We start from the raw sequence: 24,339 nt of genomic DNA on the forward strand, positions 1-24,339 counted from the left end.
ATACCATGCGGGACATGACTGACGACCCGGACCGCCGAGCGCCTTACCGCGAGCCCCGGCAGGCGCGTAGCGCCGCGACGCTGGCCCGTGTGCTGCGGGCTGCCCAGGAGATCGCCTCCTCGGTCGGTCTGGAGGAGATGACGATGGCGGGCGTCGCGGACCGCGCCGGCGTCTCGGTCGGCACGATCTACCGCCGCTTCGAGGACAAGGGCCAGTTGATCAGCGCCCTGACCGAACGGATGCTGGAACGGCGTGAGGAGTACGTGGCCGAGCGGCTGCGTGCGGCCGAGCCGTCACTCTCCGGCGTGATGGACGCCTACGCGCACGCGTTGCTGCAGTCTTTCGCCGACAGCAGCAACGTCTTTCCGGAGCTGTTGCGCGCCCGAGGGGCCGATGCCCTGGACCGCGGGGCCCGTGCCATCACCGAGATCCACCGCCTCCTGCTGGAAGCGGCGACGCCCTACGCCCACCAGATCCGACGTTCGGACCCGCAAACGGCGCTGGACACCGCGGCCCGCGCCGTCCTGGGTGCCTGCTTCCACAACTCCGTACGCCCCGACCCTGCTTACGGCGAGGAGGCCCGGCACCGGTACGCGGACGAACTGAGCGACATGGCGATCGCCTACCTCCTCACTCCCGACCGCCGCCGCACCGCTCCCGCCTGAGCTGTCCGCCGCTCGTGACGAGCTGGGTTCACATCGCGCCGTCAGGACGGAGGCGCGTCGGGGTGAACAGGATCGCCGCGCTCGCGCCCGACGAAGTCCACGACGTGGCCGGCAGGAGCAGCAGTCCGCCGAAGGTCAGTGCGCAGCCGGTCACCGCCCACTGCCGGTGCGCGTCGTACCGGGCAGGACCACTGACCCCGGCCTGGCCATGCGCCGGTCACCTGGGCGGTGGCCCTCTCGCTCGACTTCGTCCTGACCTGTGTGAGCGCCATGGTTCTGGCGGGCATCGGCCTGCTGATGCCCGCCTGCACCGAGGACTACGACGACTCCGCGGCGCCATGGACGGCCGGCTTCCCCATGGGAGCGGTGATCCTGCTCGGCTCCCTGGCCGCGAGTTCCGTGCTGCGCACTGACAAGGACGGCACGCGGCGGATCGGACTGCTGCTGTCACTGCTGCGACTGGGCCTGATCGTCCTCACCGCGGTGGGTGCGTCGTGTACGGCGTAGTCGTCGTCGCATCGCCCTGAGTCCGTCGCCGTCGAACCCGGGCAACGCTCGGATGAAGCCGGGCGCCACTCCTTCGCCTGCCATTCGTCCGCGACGAACAACGGCTTGGGACAGCCCTCAGGGGTGAACGGGTTCGTGCGGCTGCGGTGTAATCGAGTAAGGCTGCGAACGCATGCGTAGTCGCCCCGGCCCTCCTGCGGGGGGCCGCCGGGCGCCGTGTCCGCCCGGCGCGGGAGTGACGCCGCGGGACGTCGAGGCCCGGGGCCGTCCCTGCCGGGGGACGGTCACCGGGTCCGGTCACGCCCGGGGAACGAGGTCCAGTTCCGCCAGCGCGGCCGCGGCATGAGCGGCGTGGCCCGACGAATGGCTCTTGGCCAGTGCCCGGTTCAGATGACCCTTGGCGGCGTCCCGGTCGCCGCGGAGCCGTGCGGCGTGCCCCAGGCCGATCTCGGCACGGATCTCGCCCCTGGTGTAGGCGCGTTCGGCCGACACGGACAGCGCGCGCTCGTACAGTTCTGTCGCCCGCTCGGTGCGGCCGCCGGTCAGAGCGGTCTTGCCGAGCCAGGTCAGCGTCTCGACGACCTCGGTCCACAGGCCGAGTTCCTCGGCGATCAGGAGACCTTCCCGGTGCAGCCGCTCCGTCCGTACGCGGTCACCCTCGCGTTCGGCCGCGAGCGCCAGTGACCGGGTGGCCCGGAGCTGGCCCCAGCGGTCGCCGACCTCGCGGAACAGCGCGGCGCCCAGTTCCGCGGCTCCGTCCTGGGCCGGGGCATGACTCGCGAGTTCGACCAGTGCCGCGGCCTCACCCCAGCGGTCCCGGGCGGCGCGTGCGCCGGCCAGGCTCGCCTCCACCAGCTGCCGCCCTTCGCGGTGGTGACCGCGGCCGGTCAGCCCGGTGCCGACGAACCACTGGAGCCGGGCTCGCAGCACAGGATCCCCGACACCGGCGGTAAGGTCCTCGCCTGCCGGAGCCGGCGGCGCACCGGTCTGCGATGTGCGCAGCTCGATGCCGGCCAGCCAGACCCGCGCCGTCAGGCGCCCGGCCGAGGCGGCCCCGCCGTCGGTCGCCAGCGCCGTCCGGAGCGACCTCCGGGCCTCGGTGAGCCGCCCGCGCAGGAACCAGTACCAGGCCAGCGCGTTCACGAGCCGTACCGCGTATCCCACGGAGCCCTGGGTGACCGCGAGATCAAGGGCGCGGCGAAGGTTGACGGTCTCCGCGTTGAGGCGCTCCAGGCAGCACCGCTGGTCCGGGCCGCGCAGCCGCTCGTTCTCCCGTTCGGCCAACTCGGTGGAGTGGCGCACGAAGCGCGCGCGTACGACGCTCTCCTCGCCGGCCTCCGCCAGTCGCTCGGCGCAGTAGGCGGCCACCGATTCGAGCAGTCGGAACCGGTCTCCCTCGCGGACCACCAGCGAGCGGTCCACCAGCCGGGACAACAGGTCGGGGATCCGCCCGGCAGGAAGACCCGCGTCGGCGCAGACCACCTGGGCGGACCGCATGACGCAGCCGTCCGCGTGCACGACGAGGCGGCGCAGGACGGTGCGCTCGTCCGCGGTCAGCAGCTGCCAGCTCCAGTCGAGCATGCCCCGCAGTGTCTGCTGGCGGTCCGGAAGTCCGCGCACCCGGACGTCGGGCTGGGCGAAGCGGTCGTCCAGGCGGGCGGCGAGCTCGTGCGGGCTCAGTGTCCGCAGACGGGACGCCACGAGTTCCAGTGCGAGCGGAATACCGTCGAGGCGACGGCAGACGGCGGAGACGGCAGCCGCGTTGTCCGCGTCCAGTACGAAGCCGGGCGCCGCCGCCGAGGCCCGCTCCACGAACAGTTCGACGGCGCTGGACCGGGCGACCGTCTGCGGATCGGTGTGCTTCGGCAGCGCCAGCGGCGGTACGGGATGAACCACCTCGCCCGGAATGTCCAGGGCTTCCTGGCTGGTGAGCAGGAGGTGTGCCGCGGGTACGGCCGACAGCACGGCGTTGGCGATCACGGCGACCGGCTCGATGAGGTGCTCGCAGTTGTCCAGCAGGATCAGCAACTGCTTGTCGGCCACTGCCTGGCACAGCCAGCCCACCAGGTCGTCCAGGTTCGGCTCCGTCGCCGCGGTGTCGCACAGGCCCAGCGTCGTGATGACTCGCTCGGCGATGTCGTCCGGGGCCGACGTGGCGCCCAGGCCGGCCAGTTCGACCAGCCACACCCCGTCGGCGAACTGCCCGGCCGCGTCGCGCGCCGCCGCGATCGCCAGCCGTGTCTTGCCCACTCCACCGAGGCCGGTGAGGGTGACGAGGCGGGTGTTCGCGCCGGGGTCCAGCCGGGCCAGCACCTGCACGGCCGCCTCGCGCCGGCCGATCAGCGGTGTCAGCGGGGTGGGCAGGTTCGTACGGCAGGACAGTGACCCGATCGCGGGCGTGGCCAGGTGCGGCTCCTGGCGCAGGATCGCCCTGTGCAGTGCGGAGGCTTCCGGACCGGGCGACGCCCCCAGCTCCTCGGCCAGCTCCCGCCGCAGGGCCTGGAAGCTCTGCAGCGCGTCGCCCTGCCGCCCGGCCCGGTAGAGGGCGCGCATATGGGCCATGCGGAGCCGCTCGCGCAGCGGATGCTGTACCACCAGTGTTCCCAGCTCCGCCGCGAGCGCCGTGTGCTCGCCCAGGGCCAGCCGCACCTCGGCGTGGTCCTCGACGACGCCCAGGCGCAGCTCTTCCAGCCGGGTGATCTCACCGTGGGCGAACAGGGACTCGGCCACATCGGCGTAGGCGGGGCCGCGCCACAGCGCGAGCGCGTCGGCGAACAGGTCTGCCTTCACCACCGGTTCCCGGTGGGCGCGGGCGCGCTCGGCCAGCTCCTGGAACTGAAGCGCGTCGACCACGTCGTCCGTGAGCAGCAGCCGGTAGCCGGTGGGCTCGCGGACCACGTGCTCCCGGCCCAGCACACGGCGCAGCTGGGAGATCTTGGTCTGCAGCGTGTTGGTGGACCCGCCCGGTGGATTGCCCGCCCACAGGCCCTCGATCAGGCGGTCCGCCGGCACCGGTCCGCCGCCGTGGACGAGGAGATTCGCCAACAGGGCGCGCACCTTCGATTCGGGGACCCTGACCGGCCGCCCCTCGGCGTCCCAGACGGCCAGCGGACCGAGCACCCCGTAACGCATGGCCGCAGTGTATCGCCGAAGGACCCTCAGGAAACCGTGCGTGAGGGTCGGCACAGTGGCGATCGCACGTCGACGAGACCAGAAACGCAGGGGAGTGCCATGAGCACAACGACCGTAGGCAGGGCGGGGGCCCGGGAGTGGGGAGGGCTGGCCGTCCTCTCGATACCCACCGTGCTGCTGGGCCTCGACGTCACCGTGTTGTACCTGACTCTTCCCTCACTGGCCGAGGATCTGCGCCCGTCGGGCACCCAAGAGCTGTGGATCATGGATGCCTACGGCTTCCTGATCGCCGGCTTCCTGCTCACCATGGGCACATTGGGCGACCGCATCGGCCGTCGCAGGCTGCTGATGTTCGGGGCCGCGGCTTTCGGGTTCGTCTCGGTGCTGGCGGCCTACTCCACCAGCGCCGACATGCTCATCGCCGCGCGTGCGGCTCTGGGGATCGCCGGTGCCACGCTGATGCCGTCCACGCTGGCCCTGATCAGCAACATGTTCGCCGACCAGCGCCAGCGCTCCGTGGCCATCGGCGTCTGGGCGACGAGCTTCGCGCTCGGCATGGCGCTCGGGCCGGTGGTCGGCGGAGCGATGCTGAACCACTTCTGGTGGGGTTCGGTGTTCCTCCTCGCGGTCCCGGTCGCGATCGTGCTGTTGCTGGCAGCACCGGTCCTGATCCCCGAGTACCGGGCGCCGCAGAGCGGTAGGTTCGACCTGCCCAGCGTCGCGCTGTCGCTGATCGCGATCCTGCCGGTGGTCTACGCGGTGAAGCAATTCGCCAAGGACGGCTTCGACGTGCCGATGATCGCCGCCGCGCTGATCGGCGTGGTCTTCGCGGTGCTGTTCTTCCGTCGCCAAGGCAGACTGGAGAGCCCGCTGCTGGACGTGCGCCTGTTCTCCAACCGGACGTTCAGCGCCGCGCTGAGCGTGCTGCTCATCGGCCTCGTCGGCGTCGGCGGCTCGATGCTGCTGATCACTCAGCAGCTCCAGTTCGTGGAGGGGCTGCCCCCCGTCGAAGCGGGTCTATGGATGGGGCCGCCGGCCCTGATGATGTTCCTGGCGGCGATCGGGTCGCCCCTGGTCGCGCGCCGTGTGCCGCCGGGACTCGTGGTGGCGGGCACCCTTGCCCTGTCCACCGTCGGGTATGTGCTGCTCGCCCTGGTGGGCTCCCCGGGCGGCGTCACCCTGATGGTGATCGGTTTCGGCCTCGTCTATCTCGGGCTCGGGGCGATCGCGGCCCTGGGCACGGACCTGGTGGTCGGAGCCGCACCGGCGGAGAAGGCCGGCTCGGCCTCGGCGATGTCGGAGACCGTGCAGGAACTGGGCCTCGCCCTGGGCGTGGCGATCCTGGGCAGCCTGGCCACCGCGGTGTACCGCAATCAGATCGACGACGAGATTCCCGCCGGCACCCCGCCGGAGGCGGCCGACGCCGCGGGTGACAGCCTCGCCGGCGCAGTCTCCTCGGCCCAGCAGATGCCCGCCGGCTGGCTGGACCTCGCCAAGGAAGCCGCCACCTCCGGGATGAACACGGCGATGGCCGTGGCCGCTGCGTGCACCGTGGTGCTCTCGTTCCTTTCCGCCGTCGTGCTGCGGCACGTCGGCGTCATCGGTGGCGACGAGCCCGAGGCCGACGGGGACGTACCGGCGGAACCCGCGAAGTCGAACGTCTGACGTGGCCGGGTCCGCGCTCGTCGGACCACGCCCGCAGGGGCGTGGGGCGACGCGAACCGGGCTACTCGGCACCCTCAGCGACCACGTCACGTGCCAACTGGACGAAAGGGCTCAGTGGTGGATGCGACTTCTGGACGCCCGGGCCAGGTAGACCGGCACCGCGGGCGCGTCGCGGACAGGGAGGTAGCTGATCTCGGCACGCGGGTGCATCCAGACGGGGGAGGCCGGGGTCACGCCGATACCGAGACCGGCGGCGCTGTAGCTCTGGGGGGAGAGGGAGAGGTTCATCTGTGACCTTGGCGCGGTGGCTCGGGCACTCCTCGCCCGCGATCACCCTCGGTTACTATGCTCACTTCATGCCGGAGGCCGGCAGCACGGGGCGGGGCACCATCGACGGACTGCTTGGGGGAGCGGGGAGAGCGGCACGCCAGTCGGTACTCCCCACATTCTCCCCAGCATCGTTGGCCGCCGGTTCTCGTCCTTGCGCCCCGGAGGGGCGTCCGTGGATTGCAAGGCTGTAGAGATAGGTGGCCTGGGAAAATGCTGGAAGAGGTCGTAGCAACCCGCTATGTCACGCCTTTGCGTGAGGGTGGCTCGCTGCCCGGGATCGTCGAGGCCGACGACCTGGGCACGTACGTCATGAAGTTCACCGGAGCGGGACAGGGCCGCAAGACCCTGGTTGCCGAGGTCATCTGCGGGGAGCTCGGCCGGAGGCTGGGGCTGCGGGTGCCGGAGCTGGTGACCATCCAGCTCGATCCCGTGATCGGTCTCGCCGAGCCCGACCAGGAGGTGCAGGAGCTCCTCAAGGCCAGTGCCGGGCTGAACCTCGGGATGGACTATCTGCCCGGCTCACTCGGCTTCGACCCGCTCGCCTACGCGGTCGGCCCGGCGGAGGCCGGAAAAGTCGTCTGGTTCGACGCGCTGATCAACAACGTGGACCGGTCGTGGCGGAATCCCAACATGCTTGTCTGGCACGGCGACCCATGGCTGATCGACCACGGCGCCACCATGATCTGGCACCACAACTGGCCGGGCGCGCAGGCTTCCGCCGCGAAGCCGTACAACGCATCCGACCACGTACTCGCGCCGTTCGGGCCGGACATCACCGCCGCGGCCGCCGAGCTGGCGCCGCTCGTCACCGAAGAACTCCTCACCGAGGTGGCGGCCGAGGTACCGGACGAGTGGCTGTCCGGTGAACCGGGCTTCGAGTCGACGGACCAGCTGCGCCGGGCGTACGTGGAGCCGCTGCTGGCCCGCGCCGGGAGCATCCACGAACGCATCGTCCTCGAAGCGCCCACGAAGACGCGGCCCTCCCAGGCTCCCGGGTGGCTCACCGATCATCTGGGCTCCTGGCCGCACCAGACCAAGAAGGACCGCGACGCACAGGCCGGCGCCGGACGGAACAGCAAGGACGGCGGCCGATGAGTGAGCGCGATGTCTTCGAGTACGCGGTCCTGCGCGTCGTGCCGCGCGTGGAGCGCGGTGAGTGCTTCAACGCCGGGGTGCTGGTCTACTGCCGGGCCAAGTCGTTCGTCGCCGCCCGGACCCACCTGGACGAGCGGAAGCTCCAGGCGCTGGACCCGCAGGCCGACGTACAGGGTGTCCGGGCAGCCCTGCGAGCGGTCGAGGGGGTCTGCGGCGGCGGTGAGGCGGCGGGCCAGGCGTCGGGTGACGACCCGGGGCGGCGCTTTCGCTGGCTGATCGCGCCGCGCTCCACGGTCGTCCAGCCCGGCGTCGTGCACAGCGGTCTGACCGCGGATCCGGCCGCCGAACTCGAGCGGCTGCTCGACGTGCTGGTGCGCTGACCGAAGCCCGGTGTCGCCACGCGGGTCGTGCGCGGCGGTGGAGTCTCTAGGTGTGACATGCGCCCGTCCTCCCGTGTGCCGTTGACACCGGGTGCCAGGGCTTCTAGCGTCTCGTCTGCTGAAGGTACTAAGCGGTTGCTCAGTTATCGGGAACTTCCTGACGTCCGCTGAGCCGCGATCCAAGGGCGAGGAGAACCAAGCATGTCCACCACCGAGCAGCGCGTCGCCATCGTGACGGGAGCGGCACGGGGCATCGGCGCCGCCACCGCCGTACGCCTGGCGGCCGAGGGCCGCGCCGTCGCCGTACTCGATCTCGACGAGGCGGCGTGCAAGGACACGGTCGAGAAGATCACCGCTGCCGGGGGCAAGGCCCTCGCTGTCGGCTGCGATGTGTCGGACAGCGCTCAGGTGGAGGCCGCCGTCGCGCGTGTGGCCACCGAGCTCGGCGCCCCGACGATCCTCGTCAACAACGCGGGTGTGCTCCGCGACAACCTGCTCTTCAAGATGAGCGAGTCCGACTGGGACCTCGTGATGAACGTGCACCTCAAGGGCGCGTTCCTGATGGCGAAGGCCGTCCAGTCGCACATGGTCGAGGCCAAGTTCGGCCGTATCGTCTCGCTCTCGTCCTCCTCGGCGCTGGGCAACCGGGGTCAGGCCAACTACTCGGCCGTCAAGGCCGGTCTCCAGGGCTTCACCAAGACCCTCGCCAAGGAACTCGGCAAGTTCGGTGTCACCGCCAACGCCGTGGCCCCCGGCTTCATCGTCACCGAGATGACCGCCCAGACGGCGGCTCGCGTCGGCATGGGCTTCGAGGAGTTCCAGGCCGCCGCCGCGACGCAGATCCCCGTGCAGCGCGTGGGGCGCCCCGAGGACATCGCCAACGCCATCGCCTTCTTCACCGGTGAGGACGCGGGTTTCGTCTCCGGACAGGTCATGTACGTCGCCGGCGGACCGCTCAACTGACCCCGGAAGGGCAACGGACAACATGACTGTGCAGGACAGTGGCAAGGTCGCGCTCATCACGGGCGCGAGCCGGGGCATCGGGTACGGCATCGCCGAGGCGCTCGTCGCCCGGGGCGACCGGGTCGTCATCACGGGCCGTGGCGAGGACGCCCTGAAGGAGGCCGTCGAGAAGCTCGGCGCGGACCGGGCGATCGGCATCGCGGGCAAGGCGCACGACGAGGCGCACCAGGCCGCGGCCGTCGAGCGTGCCATGGAGGCGTTCGGCCGGGTCGACTACCTGGTCAACAACGCCGGCACGAACCCGGTCTTCGGGCCGATGGCCGAACTGGATCTCAACGTCGCCCGCAAGGTCTACGAGACCAATGTGATCTCGGCGCTCGGGTTCGCCCAGCAGACCTGGAAGGCATGGCAGAAGGAGAACGGCGGGGCGATCGTCAACATCGCCTCGGTCGCAGGCGTTTCCGCGTCACCCTTCATCGGCGCCTACGGCATGAGCAAGGCCGCGATGGTCAATCTGACCCTCCAGCTGGCGCACGAGTTCGCGCCGGTCGTCCGGGTCAACGCGATCGCCCCGGCGGTGGTGAAGACCAAGTTCGCGGAGGCGCTGTACGAGGGCCGGGAGGCCGAGGCGGCGGCCGCCTACCCGCTGGGCCGGCTCGGTGTCCCGCAGGACATCGGTGGTGCGGCGGCGTTCCTCACGTCCGCGCAGTCCGACTGGGTCACCGGCCAGACGCTAGTGGTCGACGGCGGCATTGCCCTGAACGCGGGCGTGGCCTGAGGGAGAGACCTGCGCAAGTTTGGCTTTGATTGCTCAAGTGCCCTGCCGTGTCTGCGGGTTGACCCGGTGGGGCACTGCGGTATGGTCTGCCGACCTTAAGGCCGATCGAGGAGCGTGCGCGTGTTCTACCGGGCCAGTCTGCAGGCTGTTGCAGCCCTTGCTTCCCTTTCTGTGCTGGCCGGCTGCGGTCTGCTGTCCGACAGCAGTGCGGAAGCGGACCAGCGGATATCGGTCGGAACGACGAGCTCGCCCTCGACGCTCGATCCGGCGGCGGCGTGGGACGGTTCCTGGGAGCTGATGAGGAACGTCTTCCAGACCCTGGTGAGCTTCCCGACCGGCAGCACGAGCCCCGAGCCCGACGCGGCGGAGGAATGCCGGTTCACCGACGCCTCGAGCCTGGCCTACCGGTGCACCCTGCGTTCGGGCCTGAAGTTCTCCAACGGCGAGAAGATCGACGCCGAGGCCGTGAAGTACTCCATCGACCGGATCAAGAAGATCAAGGTCAAGGGCGGCCCGGCCGGTCTCCTCGGCTCGCTCGACCGGGTGGAGACCAAGGGCGACGACACCGTCGTCTTCCACCTCGGCAAGGCGGACGCGACCTTCCCGTTCATCCTGGCCACCCCCGCCATGTCGATCGTCGCCCCCGACGACTACCCGGCGGACAGCATCCGCGACGACGGCGAGGTCACCGGATCGGGGCCGTACGTCCTGGATGCGTACGAGCCGGGCAAGCAGGCGGAGCTGACCAGGAACACCGGCTACAAGGGCTTCGCCGACCGGAGGAACGACGCCGTCACGATCCGCTACTTCGACGACTCCGCCCCCATGGTGCAGGCGCTGAAGAACAAGGAGATCGACGCGACCTACCGCGGCCTGACCGCGGAGGAGGTCGTCGGGCTAGAGGACGACGAGACGGACAACAACGGTCTGCAGATCGTCGAGTCGGTCGGCGCGGACATCCGCTTCCTCGTCTTCAACCCCCAGGATCCCGCCGCCGGGAAGCTCGCGGTGCGGCAGGCCGTCGCGCAGGTGGTGGACCGGGACGCCCTCGTCGCCAAGGTCTACCAGGGCACCGCCGAACCGCTCTACTCCATGGTGCCGAAGGGCATCGCCGGGCACGCGACCAGCTTCTTCGACACGTACGGCGACCCTGACGTGGCCAAGGCCAGGAAGATCCTCTCCGAGGACGGGATCACCGAGCCGGTCGAGATGACCTTCTGGTACGCCACGGACCGCTACGGCTCCTCCACCGCTCCCGAGTTCGCCGAGCTGAAGCGACAGCTCGAGGCGTCAGGGCTGTTCCGGATCACGCTGAAGAACGCGCCGTGGAAGTCCTTCCAGGAGGGCTTCACCAAGGGGGAGTACCCGGTCTTCGGGCGTGGCTGGTTCCCCGACTTCCCGGACCCGGACAACTTCGTCGCTCCCTTCGTTGGCCAGGACAGCGTCACCGGCACCCCGTACCGGTCCGAAGAGATCACCCAGGAGCTGCTGCCGTCCTCCCGACAGGAGAGTGACCGCGGCGCGGTCTCCGAGCAGTTCAAGCGGGCCCAGGAGATCCTCGTCAAGGATGTGCGGCTGCTGCCGCTGTGGCAGGGCAAGCTGTACGTGGCGGCGGGTGAGGACATCGGTGGCGGCGAGCGCGCGCTCGACCCGCAGACGGTCATGCAGATGTGGGAGCTGTACCGCAAGACCAGCTGGTAGGAGGGCTGCGGCAGGCTCGGCGGGTCCGTTGTCAGTGCCCCCCGGTAGGTTCTTGCACAAGAACCGATTGCTTACCGGAGGTTGTGGACGTGACCGACACCGACCTGCTGCCCGAGTCCTGGCGCGGCGTCCTCGGCGAAGAGCTGCAGAAGCCCTACTTCAAGGAGCTCACCGATTTCGTCGAGGAGGAGCGGGCCAAGGGACCGGTGTATCCGCCGCGCGAGCAGGTCTTCGCAGCGTTGGAGGCCACGCCGTACGACCGGGTCAAGGTTCTCATCCTCGGCCAGGACCCCTACCACGGCGAGGGGCAGGGCCATGGCCTGTGCTTCTCGGTCCGGCCGGGCGTCAAGACGCCTCCCTCGCTGCGCAACGTCTACAAGGAGATGAACGACGAGCTCGGCCTGCCCGTCCCGGACAACGGATATCTGATGCCGTGGGCCGAGCAGGGAGTCCTGCTGCTCAACGCGGTGCTCACGGTCCGGGCCGGCGAGGCGAATTCGCACAAGGCCAAGGGGTGGGAGAAGGTCACCGACGCGGTGATCCGCGCAGTGGCCGAGCGGCCCGACCCGGCCGTCTTCGTCCTCTGGGGCAACTACGCCCAGAAGAAGATCCCGCTGATCGACCAGGACCGCCATGTCGTGGTCAAGGGCGCGCATCCCTCACCACTCTCCGCCAAGAAGTGGTTCGGCTCCCGTCCCTTCACGCAGATCAACGAGGCCGTCGCGGCGCAGGGCCACGAGCCCATCGACTGGCGGATCCCGGACCTCGGCCTGCGGACGACCCGGCCGACCGCCGTGGCCCGCGCCTGAGCGGGTTTGCCGGTGGCTGCGGCTAGCGTCGGAGCGACCGGAACAGGCCGGACGGTGGATGAGGGAGACCTCTGTAGTGGAGCAGCGGGAAATGCCGGGGGACGCCGTCATGACCAGGATCGGCCAGGCGGTCATGCTGCTCCATGCCGGGGACAGGGAAGAGGCCCGCAACCGGTTCGGGATCATCTGGTCGGAGATCGGTGAGCGCGGCGACGCCCTGCACCGATGCACCCTCGCCCACTACATGGCAGGCGCCCAGGACGATCCCGGGGACGGGCTCGCCTGGGACCTGAGGGCGCTGACGGCCGCGGAGGGCCTGGCCGGGGCGGTGGCCACGAGCCCGGGTGTGGGGCCGGGGCCGGGTGCGGAGCACCGGGACGCAACCGCTGTGCGGGCCCTCGTCCCCTCGCTGCACCTGAATCTGGCGGCGGACTACCTGAAGCTGCAGCGCTTCGAGTTGGCCCGGGTCCATCTGGACCGGGCCTGGGACGCTGTGGGCGTGCTGGAGGGTGATGGGTACGGCGAAGGGATCCGTGCCGCCATCGGGCGCATGGAACAGCGCATGCGAGGGAGCGCGGCGGGGGAATGACGCGGGCCGGCCCCTCCCGGTGCTCGGCCCGGGCCGCTCACGCGCCGGTCGCGCCGTCGATCCGTTCCCGTACGAGGTCTGCGTGGCCGTTGTGCCGGGCGTACTCCTCGATCATGTGCGTGTAGATCCAGCGGAGGCTGAAAGGTCTGCCCCGCTTGCCCATGCCGACGGACAGCCCGTCGAGGCCGACCTTCGCGGCGTTGGCCCGGGCCGCCTCGATCTCCCCCAGCCAGGTGGACCGGGCCTCGTCCCAGGTGTCCGCGTCGGTGAGGTGGAACTCCCCGTCCGGATCCTCGTCCGTCCCGTAGATCGGCGGCAGGTCCTCACCGGCCAGCACTTCGCGGAACCAGCCGCGTTCGTTCTCGGCCAGGTGGCGTACGAGACCGAGCAGGGTGAACTCGGACGGAGGGACGGATGCCTCCCGCAGCTGGGCGTCGGTCAGCCCTTCGCACTTCCTGGCCAGAGTCGCCCGGTGATAGTCCAGCCAGCCCTCCAGCATCTGTCGTTCGGCTGCGTCGACCGCCGGCTCGGACCGTTCCCCTGTAGTCATGGGGGGATTCTCGCGCAGTGATGACCGGTGGCGCCATCGCTCAACCGGCCTGCGTACCGAGCATCCCTCGCAGTAGTTCGGTGCAGCCCCTGCGCAGCTCCTCCTCGGTCGGCACGGCCCGGTGGTAGGAACCCACGGCGCACGCGAACATCATTCCCTCCGCCCAGGCCACGACGGACAGCGCGTGGCGCTCGGGTTCGGCCGATCCCGCCACGGTCATCAGAGCCACCAGCGGCTCGCGGAACCGCCGGCCCGCGTCGTCGTAGAAGGCGCGGAGACCGGGGCGTCGGCCGGCCTCCAGTGCCAGTTCGTAGCGGCAGACCAGGAGTTCGGTGCCGCCGGTCAGATAGCGGTGCAGCGCGTGCGCCAGCCCTGCGGCGGCACCGGCCGGATCGCCGCCCGTGAGCAGTTCCCCGGGCGCGAGCACCCGCGCCTCCCGCTCGGCGAGCCGACGTACCGCGGCTTCCAGCAGTGCCTGTCTGGTGCGGGCGTGGTTGGAGGTCGAACCCTGGGGGAGCCCGGCCCGCTCGTCCACCGCTCGATGGGTGAGGCCCCTCATCCCTCGTTCGGCGAGAAGGGAGAGCGCGGCGTCGGCGATCAGGTCGGCTCGGGAGGAGGCGGCCGGCCGGGCACCGTCGGCCGGGGCGGCGCCTAGGGGCGTTGCACGAGTGGGCATGGAACCAACCTACCGTCCGCACTACATCTGTAGTACGGTGGACCTTGTTGACTACAGATGTAGTTCCAAGGAGGAGTCGGACATGACGACGTCCCGAGCGGTGGTCATCGGCAGCGGCATCGGCGGGCTCACCGCCGCAGCGGCGCTGCACCGGACCGGGTGGCAGGTCACGGTGCTCGAGCGTGCCCCCTCACTGGAACCCATCGGCGCCGGCATCAGCCTCGCCCCCAACTCCCAGCGTGCCCTCGACGTCATCGGGATCGGTGACGAGGTCAGGTCTCTCGCGGCCTGGCAGGGCGACGGCGGCATGCGTACACCCTCCGGGCGCTGGCTCGCCCGCACGGACAGTGCCGCCGCGGCCGAACGGTTCGGCGGGCCGCTCGTCCTGCTGCGCCGCTCGGCGCTCATCGACCTGCTCCGGGCACGGCTCCCCGAGGACGCCGTGCGCACCGGCACACCGGCGCGGCTGGTGGATCCCGGCCATGCGGGCGGGAGCCCGGCCCTCGTCGGAACGGACGACGGTGACATCGAGGCCGATCTGGTGGTCGGTGCCGACGGCATCGGCTCAGCCGTGCGCACCGCGCTCTTCCCACGCCACCCCGGCCCCGCGTACAGCGGATTCACCACCTGGCGGGTCCTCGCCCACGCAGTGGGCCACGCCTTCAGCTCGCACGAGACCTGGGGCCGCGGCGCCCTGTGGGGCAGCCACCCACTGAAGGACGGCGGGGTCTACGCCTACGCCGCGGCCGCCGTCCCGGCCGGTGCCCGGGCCGCCGACGACGAGAAGGCGGAGTTGGTACGCCGGTACGGCGACTGGCACGACCCGATCCCCGCGATCATCGACGCCGTGGAGCCGGATCAGGTCCTGCGCCACGACGTGTATCACCTCGCCGATCCGCTGCCGTCCTTCCACCGGGGCCGTACGGTGCTCGTGGGCGACTCCGCGCACGCCATGGTGCCCTTCCTGGGGCAGGGTGGTAACCAGGCGGTCGAGGACGGCGTCGTACTCGCCCACCACGTCATGCCGGACGGTGACCTGGGAGCGGGAGTGGCCGCCTACAGCGCTGCCAGGCATCCTCGTACGACTGCCATGGTGCGCAAGGCGGCGCAGGTCTCCCGGATGACGGGGCTGACCAGTGCGCCGGCCGTCGCCCTCAGGAACGGGCTGATGTCCACCGTCTCCCGCTTCGGTCCGGGCCTCGTCCTGCGGACGTTCGACGGCATCTGCGACTGGCAGCCGCCGCAGCGCACGTATGCTGCCGTGACCAGGCAGGGGCAGACGACACAACCGTGACAAGGCCCTGGTCGAAGCGACAGGGAGAACCTCGTGAAGGTCGGCTGCATCGGGCTCGGCGACATCGCGCAGAAGGCGTATCTGCCGGTACTGACGGCCCTGCCCGGTGTCGAACCGCATCTGCAGACCCGCACCCCGGCCACACTGGCGGCTGTCGCCGGGGCCCACCGGATCCCCGCGGCGCAGTGCCACGAGGATCTCGGGTCGCTCCTGGACCGAGGGCTCGACGCGGCCTTCGTGCACGCACCGACCGCCGCGCACGCGGAGATCGTCGGGCGGCTGCTCGAAGCGGGCGTCCCCACCTATGTCGACAAGCCGCTCAGTTACGAACTCGCCGAGTCCGAGCGGCTGGTGGCCCTCGCCGGGGACCGCGGTGTCTCACTCGCGGTGGGCTTCAACCGCAGGCTCGCCCCGTCGTACGCCGGATGCGCCGATCACCCACGCGAGCTGATCCTCATGCAGAAGAACAGGGTGGGCCTGCCGGAGGACCCCCGCACCATGGTGCTCGACGACTTCATCCATGTCGTCGACACCCTGCGCTTCCTGGTCCCCGGTCCCGTGTCCGGTGTCGTCGTGCGGGCACGGATCGCCGAGGGGCTCATGCACCACGTGGTGCTTCAGCTGTCCGGGGACGGATTCACCGCCATCGGCATGATGAACCGGCTCAACGGGTCCACGGAGGAGATCCTCGAGGTCTCGGGCCAGGACACCAAGCGGCAGATCATCAACCTCTCGGACGTCATCGACCACAAGGGGCAGCCGACCCTGCGAAGGCGCGGCGACTGGGTGCCGGTGGCCCGTCAGCGCGGCATCGAACAGAGCGTGCTCTCCTTCCTCGACGCGGTGCGAGAAGGGAAGGTGCTCAGCGCCCAGGACGCCCTGGAGACCCACCGGCTGTGCGAGAGGGTCGTCCTGGACGCATCGGAGCAGGCGTCCTGAGGGATCGTCGTCCCGCCACTCCGAGGAAGACGGCCAGCACCACGAGTGCGCCGTACACGGGCCAGGCACCCCACCGGACATAGAGCGTGGTGCCCCGGGCGAGCGGTACGTCGTACACGGCGGTCCCGCTGACGTCCGTACCCAGCGGTGCTCCCAGGCGTTCGCCCCGCGGGCCGTACGCCGCGCTCACACCCGTGAGCGTGGCGTGCACCATCGGGCGGCCCGACTCGGCCGCCCGCAGCGCACCCAGCGAGGCGTGCTGCTCGGGGGCCCAGCTGTGCTGGAACGTCGACGTCGACGACTGGGCGACCAGCAGTTGGGCCCCGTCCTTTGTCAACTGCCGGCTCATGTCCGGGAACGCGGTCTCGAAGCACACCAGCGGTCCCACCCGCAGGCCGTCCCGCACGTCCATCACCACGGGTCGGCTGCCACGCAGCCGGTCCTCGCCCGCCGCCTTGCCCACCGAGGTCGCCCAGCCGAGCAGCGCACGGGCCGGGACGTACTCCCCGAACGGCACCAGGCGCATCTTGTCGTAGCGGTCCCCGGTCGGGCCGTCCGGTCCCACCAGCACCGCGGACTTGAAGATCCCGGCACGCTCAGGGCCGTCCGTGCGCCGGGCGTCCATGTTGACCAGCACATCGGCCCCGACCAGACGGGACAACGCCGCGACGCGGTCCGCCGTCTCCTGGCTCCGGGACAGGTCCACGGCCACACTGCTCTCGCCCCACACCACCAGGTCCACGTCCCGGCCGACCAGGCTGCGGGTCAGCTCCTCGCCGCGCGTGAAGCGGCGGTCGATGCTGCCGGGGCCCTCGATCAGCCCCGGCTGCACGACGGCGATCCGAGCCGTACCGGTCTCCTCGGGCCGCGGCGCCCAGAGCGCTGTCGCGACCACGCCCAGGGCCCCGGCCACCAGGCACACCGCCGCGGCCCTGCGGGCCGCCGGTACGGCGATCAGCAGCGCGGCCACGGTGTTCGCGGCCACCACACCGAGACTGACCAGCCATACGCCGCCCACCGAGGCGACGCGCAGCGCCGGCGGGACGTCCCACTGACTGGCGCCCAGCAGGCCCCAGGGGCCGCCGAGTCCTTCCCAGGAGCGGACCAGTTCGATCATCAGCCACCCGGAGGGCACCACGGCCACAGCGGCCACGGACCGCAGGGCGGAAGGCGAGCCGCCGAGGAGCCGGGCCACGAGCAGGCCCCAGGGAGCCCACAGCAGTCCCAGCAGGGCGGCCAGCAGCAGGATGAACACATGGAGGCTCGGCATCAGCCAGTGGTGCACGGCCAGGACGAAGCCCGTACCGCCGAGCCAGCCGTCGACCGCCGCGCGGCGGCCCGTGCCGGCCGACCGGATCAGCAGCATCCAGGGCACCAGGGCGACGTAGGCGAACCACCAGAGCGAGGGCGCGGGATACGCGAGGGCGGGCAGCGCGCCCGCGCACAGAGCCGCTGCACCGCGCCCGGCACCGGAACGCAGCAGCCGCCCGAACGGACGTGCACCGCCCTCGGAGGCCCGCCCGGCCGGAAGCCACCCGCTCCGCATCGGCATGCGCCTCCTCCTCGACCGTCCAGCGCTTGATCCCAGTGTGGTGCAGAAGATCAGCAGCGCACAGGGGGGCGTGCGGCGGCGGGCGTCGCACCGGCCGCGGATCAGCCGGCGGCCCCGGGCGCGTACCCCCACTTCCGGTGCGCCGTGACGGTCCGGATCCGCCAGCCCGGTTCCCTACGCAGCAGCTCGAAGGCGTACCGGCCGCCGGTGACCAGGGCCGGGGCGGACTCCCCGTCCCATGCTTCCGGGCCCGTAGAGCTGAGGTAGTCGGCCCGCACCCGCGCCCGGTCGCCGGGATAACCGCCCAGGTCCTGGAGGTCCAGGCGCCGGTTGACGATCAGATGCTGGCGGGCGGGGGAGAGCCGCAGACTCTCCGCCAGCCACCGCGCGGCCTCGGTGGCCGCCCCCTCGGCGCCACCCGCCTGGCGGTAGTCGGCGCGCCCGTCGGGGGTGAACAGGGCGCCGTAGTCCGCCCAGGCGCCGTCCTCCAGCGCCACGGCGTAATCGGTGATCACTGCATCGATGGAGAGCCGGTCCATCACCGTCGCGAGAGCCACGCGCTGTGTCATCGCCCAAGTCTCGGCTGTCGGACCCCGCACGCCAAGGGGCCGCGCTCGCCCCGTGGCCACGGCCCCGGGCTGGGGCGTCAGGTGGGGACGACGGCCACCGGGCCGAGTGCGTGCGTCACCGTCGTCTGCGCGACGGGGGAAAGGCCGAGCCCGAGCGACTCGCCGCCCTTACGCCGTCCGATCACGGTCAGCGCGGAGGTGGCCGACGCCGTGACCAGGGTGCGCGACGCCGAGCCCCGGACAGGTTCGCGGACGACGTCCACCTGCGGATACCTCTCACGCCGGCCCGCGGTGAGTTCGGCCAGGGTCCGCTCGGCGGAGTCCGCCGCGGCCTCGCTGTCGAAGAGGGGGCCGCCGGACAGCATCGACGAGAACATCGTCCACCCGTGCACAAGCCGTAGCCGTGCGCCCGGCCTGGAGACGGCGGCTTCGAAGGCGAAATCGAGGACCGCCCCACTGCTCTCGTCAGCGGCGACCCCCGCGACGACGTCCGGGAGGGAATCCGCCGTCTCCGCCTCGCTCTCGTCCGACCGGCCGGTGTGGACGACGACGACCGGACACCGCGCCATCGACGCGGTGGCCAGACTGTTGGATCCGACCATCAGCGAGCGGAATCCACCGAGACCGCGCGACCCGACCACGACCATCGAGGCGTCACGGCTGAGCGAGACGAGTGCAGCCGAGGGGAAGTCCAGCGGCGCAAGCGTCGAGGTGGGCAGGCCGGAGGCGAGCCGGGAGGCCCGCAGTTCGGCCTGTGCGAGCAGTTCCTCGGCCTCCCGCAGCCCCGCTTCCTCCCCGGCCCGCCCGGTGGGCGGACGGACGCGCACGATCAGCAGCGGCAGGCCGCGGCGCGCGGCTTCGTCCACGGCCCAGTCGAGCGCCTCCCAACCGTGCGCGGAACCGTCCACGGCGGCGATCACGGGAAGGTCGTCGGCGGTCATGAATCCTCCCAGGCAGTGCGGGCATCAGCGGATCTCGGGGCGGGGCAGCCCCGACTCGCGATTATCGCCCGCTCACGGAGGAGCGGCCCGGCGGGCCTCACCGGCGTACGGGGACGACTGTGCAGCGGACGTAACCACGCTTGATCGTCCGCCGTGACACCTGCGAAACGCACCTTTCGTACCTTCGCGATATCAGCGCACCATGAGAGGCCGCCCATGACCGAGCCGAACCCGCAGCCGGACACCCCCGCCCAGGTCCGGACGGTCTGCTCGTACTGCGGTGTCGGCTGCGGCATGGTCCTCGACATCGGCGAAGGCGCTGACGGGCGGCGTACCGTCCTGAAGGCCACGGGCGACAGGACGCACCCGGCGAACCGCGGGCGGCTCTGCACCAAGGGCGCGACGAGCGCCGAGATGCTCGCCGCCCCCGGCAGGCTGACGACGGCACTGGTACGGGCCGACCGCAGCGAGGAGCCCGCGCCGCTGCCGATGGACGCCGCGGTCAAGGAGACCGCGCGCCGGCTGCGCGCGATCGTCGACGAGCACGGGCCCGACGCGTTCGCCCTGTACGTCTCCGGGCAGATGACGCTGGAGGCGCAGTACCTCGCCAACAAGCTGGCCAAGGGCTTCGTCCGCACCAGTTGGATCGAGTCCAACTCCCGGCTCTGCATGGCCAGTGCGGGCAGCGGCTACAAGCTCTCCCTGGGTGCCGACGGCCCGCCAGGCTCGTACGAGGACTTCGAGCACGCCGACACCTTCCTCGTCATCGGCTCGAACATGGCGGACTGCCATCCCATCCTCTTCCTCCGGCTCATGGAGCGCGTGAAGGCCGGCGCCAGACTCGTCGTGGTCGACCCCCGGCGCAACGCCACCGCCGACAAGGCCGATCTGTTCCTGCAGATACGCCCGGGCACGGACCTGGCTCTGCTCAACGGCCTCATGCACCTCCTCGTCGAGAACGGCCACACCGACCCGGAGTTCATCGCCGAGCACACCGAGGGCTGGGACGCGATGCCCGCCTTCCTGCGGGACTACGCCCCCGCCGTGGTCGCGGAGACCACCGGCATACCGGAGGCGGACATCCGCCGGGCCGCCCGCTGGATCGGAGAGGCGGGCGAGTGGATGAGCTGCTGGACCATGGGCCTCAACCAGAGCACCCACGGCACCTGGAACTCCAACGCCCTGATCAATCTGCACCTGGCCACCGGAGCGATCTGCCGCCCCGGCAGCGGTCCCTTCTCGCTCACCGGCCAGCCCAACGCCATGGGCGGCCGCGAGATGGGCTACATGGGCCCGGGCCTGCCCGGCCAGCGCAGCCTGCAGTCCGACGACGACCGGGCCCACGCCGAACAGCTCTGGGGCATCGCCCCCGGCACCCTGCGTACGGACACGGAGGGCACCGGGACCGTCGACATGTTCCGGCGCATGGCTGACGGCGGTATCAAGGCCTGCTGGATCATCTGCACCAACCCGGTGGCGTCCGTGGCCAACCGCCGGACCGTCATCGAGGGGCTCGAAGCGGCGGAGTTCGTCGTCACCCAGGACGTGTTCGCCGACACCGAGACCAACGCGTACGCCGACGTCGCCCTGCCCGCCGCCCTGTGGGGCGAGGCCGAGGGCGTCATGGTCAACTCGGAGCGGAACCTCACGCTCGGCGGACAGGCCGCCGATCCGCCGGGGGAGGCCTGGCCGGACTGGCGGATCATCGCGCGGACAGCCTGCGAGATGGGGTACGAGGAAGCCTTCGGCTACGGCAGCGCCGAAGAGATCTTCGAGGAGATCAAGCGGGCCCACAACCCGAGGACCGGATACGACCTGCGGGGAGTCACTTACGAGCGGCTGCGCCGGACGCCCGTCCAGTGGCCCAGCGCCGCCCCGGACGGACCGGACCGCAACCCGGTCCGCTACCTCAACGACGGCGTCAGCCAGACCCTGACCGTGCGCCCCGACGGGAGCGTGCCCCGGCTGTCCTTCCCCACGGCGAGCGGGCGGGCGGTGTTCCATGCCCGCCCGCACATGCCCGCGGCCGAGATGCCCGACGAGGACTTCCCTTTCGTGCTCAACACGGGCCGTCTGCAGCACCAGTGGCACACCCTGACGAAAACCGGGAAGATCGCCAAGCTCAACAGGCTGAACCCCGGCCCCTTCGTCGAAATCAACCCGCAGGACGCGGCGGCCCTCTCGATCGGGGAGGGCGACTCGGTCGAGGTAGCCTCCCGGCGTGGCCGGGCCGTACTGCCGGCCGTGGTGACCGAACGGGTGCGGCCCGGGAACTGCTTCGCACCGTTCCACTGGAACGACCTCTTCGGCGAGTACCTCAGCGTCAACGCCGTCACCGACGACGCGGTCGACCCGGTGTCCTTCCAGCCCGGATACAAGATCTGCGCCGTGACACTGGTGAAGGTCGCCGCCGTCGTACCGGCACCCACCGCGGTGCCCGCCGGCTCCCGCGCCGCCGCCCTCGCCGGAGTGTTCGGGATCGCCGACACCGCTCCGCCCGTCCTGGCCACTCACGAGCGACGCTACCTTTCCGGTTTCCTCGCGGGACTCGGGACGCAGGCCGAGGGCACCCCCGTCCTGCCGGTGCACGCGCCGTTCGACCCGGACCACGCCTTGTGGGTCAACGGGGTGCTGGCCGGTCTGTTCTCCCGTGCGTCCGGCGACGCCGGAGCGGAGCCCGTCGGGAGGGCGCAGAAACCCGAGGACGGATCCGGCCGGCAGATCATGGTCCTGTGGGCGTCGCAGACCGGGAACGCCGAGGAGGTCGCCGCCGCCACGGCCCGTCGGCTGAGCGCCGAAGGACGGCAGGCCACCCTCCTCGGGATGGACGACAGCCCCCTGGCGAGCCTCCCGGGCACAGCCGATCTGCTGATCGTCACGAGCACCTTCGGCGACGGTGACGCCCCGGACAACGGCTCCGGCTTCTGGGACTCGCTCAACGCGCCCGACACGCCCCGGATGGAAGGCGTGCGCTACGCCGTACTCGCCCTCGGGGACTCCTCATACGACGACTTCTGCGGGCACGGCAGACGGCTCGACGAACGCTTCGGTGAGCTGGGCGCCGTGCGGCTCGTCCCCCGTACGGACTGCGAACCGGACTACGAGGAGCCGGCCGGGCAGTGGCTGGACGCGGTGTTCGCCGCACTGGGCACCGCGCCCGCCCCTGCCTCCCCCACAGCTCCCGCCTCCCGCACGGCCCCTTCCTCACCGGCCCGCTCCACCAGGACGGCGACCGGGCGTCTCGTGGGCAACACCCTGCTCAGCCTCCCCGGTGCCACCAAGGAAGTGCGCCAGTTCACCTTCGACACGCAGGACAGCCCCGTACCGCTCACCTACGACGCGGGCGACGCACTCGGCGTGGAAGCGCTCAACTGCACGGGACTCGTGGAGGAATGGCTCGCCGTCACCGGACTGGATCCCGAGGACCCCGTCGACGTGTCAGGCTTCGGTTCCGTGCCGCTGGGGGAGGCTCTGCACCGCCACCTGGACATCACCCGGATCACACCCGGGCTGCTGCGCCTGGTCGCCGAACGCACCCACGACCGCACGCTCAAGAAACTGCTGCGCCCGGACAACAAGGGCGAACTCGCGCAGTGGACCTGGGGCCGGCAGGCCGTCGACGTCATCGCCGAACACTCCGCCCGGGCCACCGCCGCCGAGTGGGCCGGGGCCCTCACACGTCTCCGGCCGAGGCTCTACTCCATATCCTCCAGCCCGCTCACCGACCCCGGCCTCGTGCGTCTCACCGTCTCCGTCGTCCGCTACGAGAACCGGCACGGAGTCGTCCGCAAGGGCGTGGCCTCCACCTTCCTCGCCGACGCGGAACCGGGCAGCCCCGTCCCCGTATTCGTCCAGCGCGCCCCGCACTTCCGTCCGCCGACGGACCCCGCCACCCCGATGGTGATGGTCGGCCCCGGCACCGGAGTCGCACCCTTCGTCGGATTCCTGGACGAACGGCGCGCCCTCGGCCACCGCGCCCCGAACTGGCTGTTCTTCGGCGAGCAGCGAAGGGCCACCGACTTCTACTACCGGGACGAACTCGACTCGCTGCACCGGGACTCCACCCTGACCCGGCTGGACACCGCCTTCTCCCGCGACCAGCGGGCCAAGATCTACGTCCAGGACCGGATGCGGGAGCACGGCGCCCAGCTGTGGTCCTGGCTCCAGGACGGTGCCCACTTCTACGTCTGCGGCGATGCCTCCCGGATGGCGAAGGACGTGGACAGGGCACTGCGGGACATCGCCGTGGCGCACGGCGGACTCCAGGAGGATGCCGCCGCCGCGTACGTCAAGCAGCTCGCCGCCGACAAGCGGTACGTGCGCGACGTGTACTGAGCTCAGCTCCCCGACACGGCCGCGGTGAAGGCCGGGAGATACGCGGACTCGTGGCCCTCTGACGTCGGGTGGACGTTCGAGCTGCTGATCCATGCGTCGCTCGTGCAGATCTCGTGCCCGGCGAAGGCGGGCCGGCCGTCCGCGAACGTGAACCCGGCAGCCTCCGCGCGTTCCGCGATCGTCTCGTTGAGCAGGTCCGAACCCTGGTTGACGGCCGTGCGCTTGGCGGAGCTGAGACCGTCGAGGCAGAGGCCACCCTCCTTGTAGAGGTGCGGGTATCCGACGACGACGACCTCGGCGTGGGGCGCGCGGGCGCGGACGGTCGCGTAGAGACTGTCCAGCTCGCCCGGCAGCTCGTTCACGACGTACTCCCCGGCGGTGTCCAGGGCCCGCCGGCACGCCGACTGTGTGGAGTACTGACAGCTGAGCATGGTCGAGGCGAACCCGGAGTCGTTGCCTCCGATGCTCAGGCTCACCAGGGTGGTGTCCCCGTCCAGTTCGCCCACCTGGTCGCCGAGCACGTCGGGGATCTTCGCACCGCCGCACGCGGCGAAGGTGAACGAGGCCGGGTCGTTGGCATCGGCCCAGAGCGCGGGATAGGCGTTGCGGCTCCGCGTGCACGCGAGGTCGGAGTAGTCACCGGCGCCGGTACCGGAGGCGTACGAGTCACCGAGGGCCACGTAGTTCACCTCGGCGGCTCCCGTCGTGGCTGCCGCCGTGGACATGGTCACCGAGGCGAGCGCGAGGGCCGTGAGGGCGGCTCCGGCCGTGCGGGACAAGGGCATGGGTCCTCCGAGGTGTGGGGAGCGAAGACGCAGTCGCACGGCTGCCGCGCGATGCCGGCCGCCGTGCCCACGCCCAACTTCCCG

At 71.1% G+C, this 24,339-nt stretch carries 21 protein-coding genes; 13 read left to right on the forward strand and 8 right to left on the reverse strand.

What is annotated here, in order from left to right; translation table 11 throughout:
• Positions 1-14: 14 nt before the first annotated feature.
• Both ACFYSH_RS27470 and ACFYSH_RS27475 read left to right on the forward strand, forming a co-directional pair.
• Positions 15-665, forward strand: coding sequence for a TetR/AcrR family transcriptional regulator (locus ACFYSH_RS27470; RefSeq protein WP_388756031.1), 651 nt, complete (start codon positions 15-17; stop codon positions 663-665).
• Between the two features lie 228 nt (positions 666-893).
• Complete coding sequence (locus ACFYSH_RS27475; protein ID WP_388756034.1) at positions 894-1,172, forward strand: hypothetical protein; 279 nt, start codon at positions 894-896, stop codon at positions 1,170-1,172.
• A 297-nt stretch (positions 1,173-1,469) separates the two neighbouring features.
• Here the strand turns inward: ACFYSH_RS27475 and ACFYSH_RS27480 are convergent, their stop codons facing one another.
• Positions 1,470-4,304 (reverse strand): BTAD domain-containing putative transcriptional regulator, encoded by a 2,835-nt coding sequence (locus ACFYSH_RS27480; RefSeq protein ID WP_388756037.1) that lies wholly within the window; start codon positions 4,302-4,304, stop codon positions 1,470-1,472.
• Between the two features lie 99 nt (positions 4,305-4,403).
• On the opposite strand from ACFYSH_RS27480, the gene ACFYSH_RS27485 reads away from it, so the two are divergent.
• A complete protein-coding gene (locus tag ACFYSH_RS27485; protein WP_359473312.1) occupies positions 4,404-5,969 on the forward strand; it encodes an MFS transporter in 1,566 nt (521 codons plus the stop codon).
• Between the two features lie 111 nt (positions 5,970-6,080).
• Here the strand turns inward: ACFYSH_RS27485 and ACFYSH_RS27490 are convergent, their stop codons facing one another.
• A complete protein-coding gene (locus ACFYSH_RS27490; RefSeq protein ID WP_388756040.1) occupies positions 6,081-6,257 on the reverse strand; it encodes a hypothetical protein in 177 nt (58 codons plus the stop codon).
• A 252-nt stretch (positions 6,258-6,509) separates the two neighbouring features.
• Here ACFYSH_RS27490 and ACFYSH_RS27495 point away from each other — a divergent pair, with 252 nt between their 5' ends.
• The 7 genes from ACFYSH_RS27495 to ACFYSH_RS27525 all read left to right on the forward strand — a co-directional run bounded on the left by ACFYSH_RS27495 (position 6,510) and on the right by ACFYSH_RS27525 (position 12,614).
• A complete protein-coding gene (locus ACFYSH_RS27495; protein WP_359473318.1) occupies positions 6,510-7,394 on the forward strand; it encodes a HipA family kinase in 885 nt (294 codons plus the stop codon).
• The gene (locus tag ACFYSH_RS27500) at positions 7,391-7,774 is read left to right on the forward strand and encodes a DUF3037 domain-containing protein (RefSeq protein ID WP_359473321.1); all 384 of its coding nucleotides are present in this window, start codon (positions 7,391-7,393) and stop codon (positions 7,772-7,774) included. Before ACFYSH_RS27495 ends, ACFYSH_RS27500 begins: the two co-directional genes overlap by 4 nt.
• A 201-nt stretch (positions 7,775-7,975) precedes the next feature.
• Complete coding sequence (gene fabG / locus ACFYSH_RS27505; RefSeq protein ID WP_359473324.1) at positions 7,976-8,737, forward strand: 3-oxoacyl-ACP reductase FabG; 762 nt, start codon at positions 7,976-7,978, stop codon at positions 8,735-8,737.
• A 22-nt stretch (positions 8,738-8,759) separates the two neighbouring features.
• Positions 8,760-9,515 carry an SDR family oxidoreductase gene (locus tag ACFYSH_RS27510; RefSeq protein WP_388756045.1) on the forward strand — a complete coding sequence of 252 codons (756 nt, stop codon included), beginning with the start codon at positions 8,760-8,762 and terminating at the stop codon, positions 9,513-9,515.
• A 120-nt stretch (positions 9,516-9,635) separates the two neighbouring features.
• On the forward strand, positions 9,636-11,216 hold the full coding sequence (locus tag ACFYSH_RS27515) for an ABC transporter substrate-binding protein (RefSeq protein WP_359473330.1): 1,581 nt from the start codon (positions 9,636-9,638) through the stop codon (positions 11,214-11,216).
• A gap of 89 nt (positions 11,217-11,305) precedes the next feature.
• Complete coding sequence (locus tag ACFYSH_RS27520; protein WP_359473333.1) at positions 11,306-12,025, forward strand: uracil-DNA glycosylase; 720 nt, start codon at positions 11,306-11,308, stop codon at positions 12,023-12,025.
• A gap of 76 nt (positions 12,026-12,101) precedes the next feature.
• The gene (locus tag ACFYSH_RS27525; protein WP_388756049.1) at positions 12,102-12,614 is read left to right on the forward strand and encodes a hypothetical protein; all 513 of its coding nucleotides are present in this window, start codon (positions 12,102-12,104) and stop codon (positions 12,612-12,614) included.
• A gap of 37 nt (positions 12,615-12,651) precedes the next feature.
• Here ACFYSH_RS27525 and ACFYSH_RS27530 read toward each other — a convergent pair whose 3' ends face one another.
• Both ACFYSH_RS27530 and ACFYSH_RS27535 read right to left on the reverse strand, forming a co-directional pair.
• Positions 12,652-13,164, reverse strand: a complete 513-nt coding sequence (locus tag ACFYSH_RS27530) for a DinB family protein (protein WP_359473339.1) — start codon at positions 13,162-13,164, stop codon at positions 12,652-12,654.
• A 40-nt stretch (positions 13,165-13,204) separates the two neighbouring features.
• Positions 13,205-13,840: a TetR family transcriptional regulator gene (locus ACFYSH_RS27535; protein ID WP_359473342.1), complete on the reverse strand. Its 636-nt coding sequence runs from the start codon at positions 13,838-13,840 to the stop codon at positions 13,205-13,207.
• 82 nt (positions 13,841-13,922) lie between these two features.
• Here ACFYSH_RS27535 and ACFYSH_RS27540 point away from each other — a divergent pair, with 82 nt between their 5' ends.
• A complete protein-coding gene (locus tag ACFYSH_RS27540) occupies positions 13,923-15,134 on the forward strand; it encodes an FAD-dependent monooxygenase (protein ID WP_388756052.1) in 1,212 nt (403 codons plus the stop codon).
• Between the two features lie 33 nt (positions 15,135-15,167).
• On the forward strand, positions 15,168-16,073 hold the full coding sequence (locus ACFYSH_RS27545; RefSeq protein ID WP_359473348.1) for a Gfo/Idh/MocA family oxidoreductase: 906 nt from the start codon (positions 15,168-15,170) through the stop codon (positions 16,071-16,073).
• Here the strand turns inward: ACFYSH_RS27545 and lnt are convergent.
• From lnt to ACFYSH_RS27560, 3 genes are all read right to left on the reverse strand, one after another.
• Positions 15,997-17,625: an apolipoprotein N-acyltransferase gene (lnt, locus tag ACFYSH_RS27550; RefSeq protein ID WP_359473354.1), complete on the reverse strand. Its 1,629-nt coding sequence runs from the start codon at positions 17,623-17,625 to the stop codon at positions 15,997-15,999. The two genes, ACFYSH_RS27545 and lnt, sit on opposite strands and share 77 nt — an antisense overlap.
• A 101-nt stretch (positions 17,626-17,726) precedes the next feature.
• Positions 17,727-18,194, reverse strand: a complete 468-nt coding sequence (locus ACFYSH_RS27555; protein WP_359473357.1) for a nuclear transport factor 2 family protein — start codon at positions 18,192-18,194, stop codon at positions 17,727-17,729.
• Between the two features lie 77 nt (positions 18,195-18,271).
• On the reverse strand, positions 18,272-19,135 hold the full coding sequence (locus ACFYSH_RS27560) for a universal stress protein (RefSeq protein ID WP_359473360.1): 864 nt from the start codon (positions 19,133-19,135) through the stop codon (positions 18,272-18,274).
• 216 nt (positions 19,136-19,351) lie between these two features.
• On the opposite strand from ACFYSH_RS27560, the gene ACFYSH_RS27565 reads away from it, so the two are divergent.
• Positions 19,352-23,470: a bifunctional nitrate reductase/sulfite reductase flavoprotein subunit alpha gene (locus tag ACFYSH_RS27565; RefSeq protein WP_359473363.1), complete on the forward strand. Its 4,119-nt coding sequence runs from the start codon at positions 19,352-19,354 to the stop codon at positions 23,468-23,470.
• Between the two features lie 2 nt (positions 23,471-23,472).
• Here the strand turns inward: ACFYSH_RS27565 and ACFYSH_RS27570 are convergent, their stop codons facing one another.
• On the reverse strand, positions 23,473-24,255 hold the full coding sequence (locus tag ACFYSH_RS27570; RefSeq protein WP_359473366.1) for an SGNH/GDSL hydrolase family protein: 783 nt from the start codon (positions 24,253-24,255) through the stop codon (positions 23,473-23,475).
• Between the last annotated feature and the right edge of the window lie 84 nt (positions 24,256-24,339).

The sequence above is a fragment of the Streptomyces sp. NPDC005791 genome (assembly GCF_042871485.1).
In the GTDB taxonomy this organism is placed as follows: Bacteria; Actinomycetota; Actinomycetes; order Streptomycetales; family Streptomycetaceae; genus Streptomyces.

What these genes read in the sequence shown, in the direction of transcription:
- ACFYSH_RS27480 (WP_388756037.1), bottom strand. Translation starts at nt 4,304, where the DNA reads ATGCGTTACGGGGTGCTCGGTCCGCTGGCCGTCTGGGACGCCGAGGGG.
- ACFYSH_RS27485 (WP_359473312.1), top strand. Translation starts at nt 4,404, where the DNA reads ATGAGCACAACGACCGTAGGCAGGGCGGGGGCCCGGGAGTGGGGAGGG.
- fabG (WP_359473324.1), top strand. Translation starts at nt 7,976, where the DNA reads ATGTCCACCACCGAGCAGCGCGTCGCCATCGTGACGGGAGCGGCACGG.
- ACFYSH_RS27530 (WP_359473339.1), bottom strand. Translation starts at nt 13,164, where the DNA reads ATGACTACAGGGGAACGGTCCGAGCCGGCGGTCGACGCAGCCGAACGA.
- ACFYSH_RS27500 (WP_359473321.1), top strand. Translation starts at nt 7,391, where the DNA reads ATGAGTGAGCGCGATGTCTTCGAGTACGCGGTCCTGCGCGTCGTGCCG.
- lnt (WP_359473354.1), bottom strand. Translation starts at nt 17,625, where the DNA reads ATGCCGATGCGGAGCGGGTGGCTTCCGGCCGGGCGGGCCTCCGAGGGC.
- ACFYSH_RS27560 (WP_359473360.1), bottom strand. Translation starts at nt 19,135, where the DNA reads ATGACCGCCGACGACCTTCCCGTGATCGCCGCCGTGGACGGTTCCGCG.
- ACFYSH_RS27570 (WP_359473366.1), bottom strand. Translation starts at nt 24,255, where the DNA reads ATGCCCTTGTCCCGCACGGCCGGAGCCGCCCTCACGGCCCTCGCGCTC.
- ACFYSH_RS27510 (WP_388756045.1), top strand. Translation starts at nt 8,760, where the DNA reads ATGACTGTGCAGGACAGTGGCAAGGTCGCGCTCATCACGGGCGCGAGC.
- ACFYSH_RS27565 (WP_359473363.1), top strand. Translation starts at nt 19,352, where the DNA reads ATGACCGAGCCGAACCCGCAGCCGGACACCCCCGCCCAGGTCCGGACG.
- ACFYSH_RS27540 (WP_388756052.1), top strand. Translation starts at nt 13,923, where the DNA reads ATGACGACGTCCCGAGCGGTGGTCATCGGCAGCGGCATCGGCGGGCTC.
- ACFYSH_RS27470 (WP_388756031.1), top strand. Translation starts at nt 15, where the DNA reads ATGACTGACGACCCGGACCGCCGAGCGCCTTACCGCGAGCCCCGGCAG.
- ACFYSH_RS27495 (WP_359473318.1), top strand. Translation starts at nt 6,510, where the DNA reads ATGCTGGAAGAGGTCGTAGCAACCCGCTATGTCACGCCTTTGCGTGAG.
- ACFYSH_RS27490 (WP_388756040.1), bottom strand. Translation starts at nt 6,257, where the DNA reads ATGAACCTCTCCCTCTCCCCCCAGAGCTACAGCGCCGCCGGTCTCGGT.
- ACFYSH_RS27535 (WP_359473342.1), bottom strand. Translation starts at nt 13,840, where the DNA reads ATGCCCACTCGTGCAACGCCCCTAGGCGCCGCCCCGGCCGACGGTGCC.
- ACFYSH_RS27555 (WP_359473357.1), bottom strand. Translation starts at nt 18,194, where the DNA reads ATGACACAGCGCGTGGCTCTCGCGACGGTGATGGACCGGCTCTCCATC.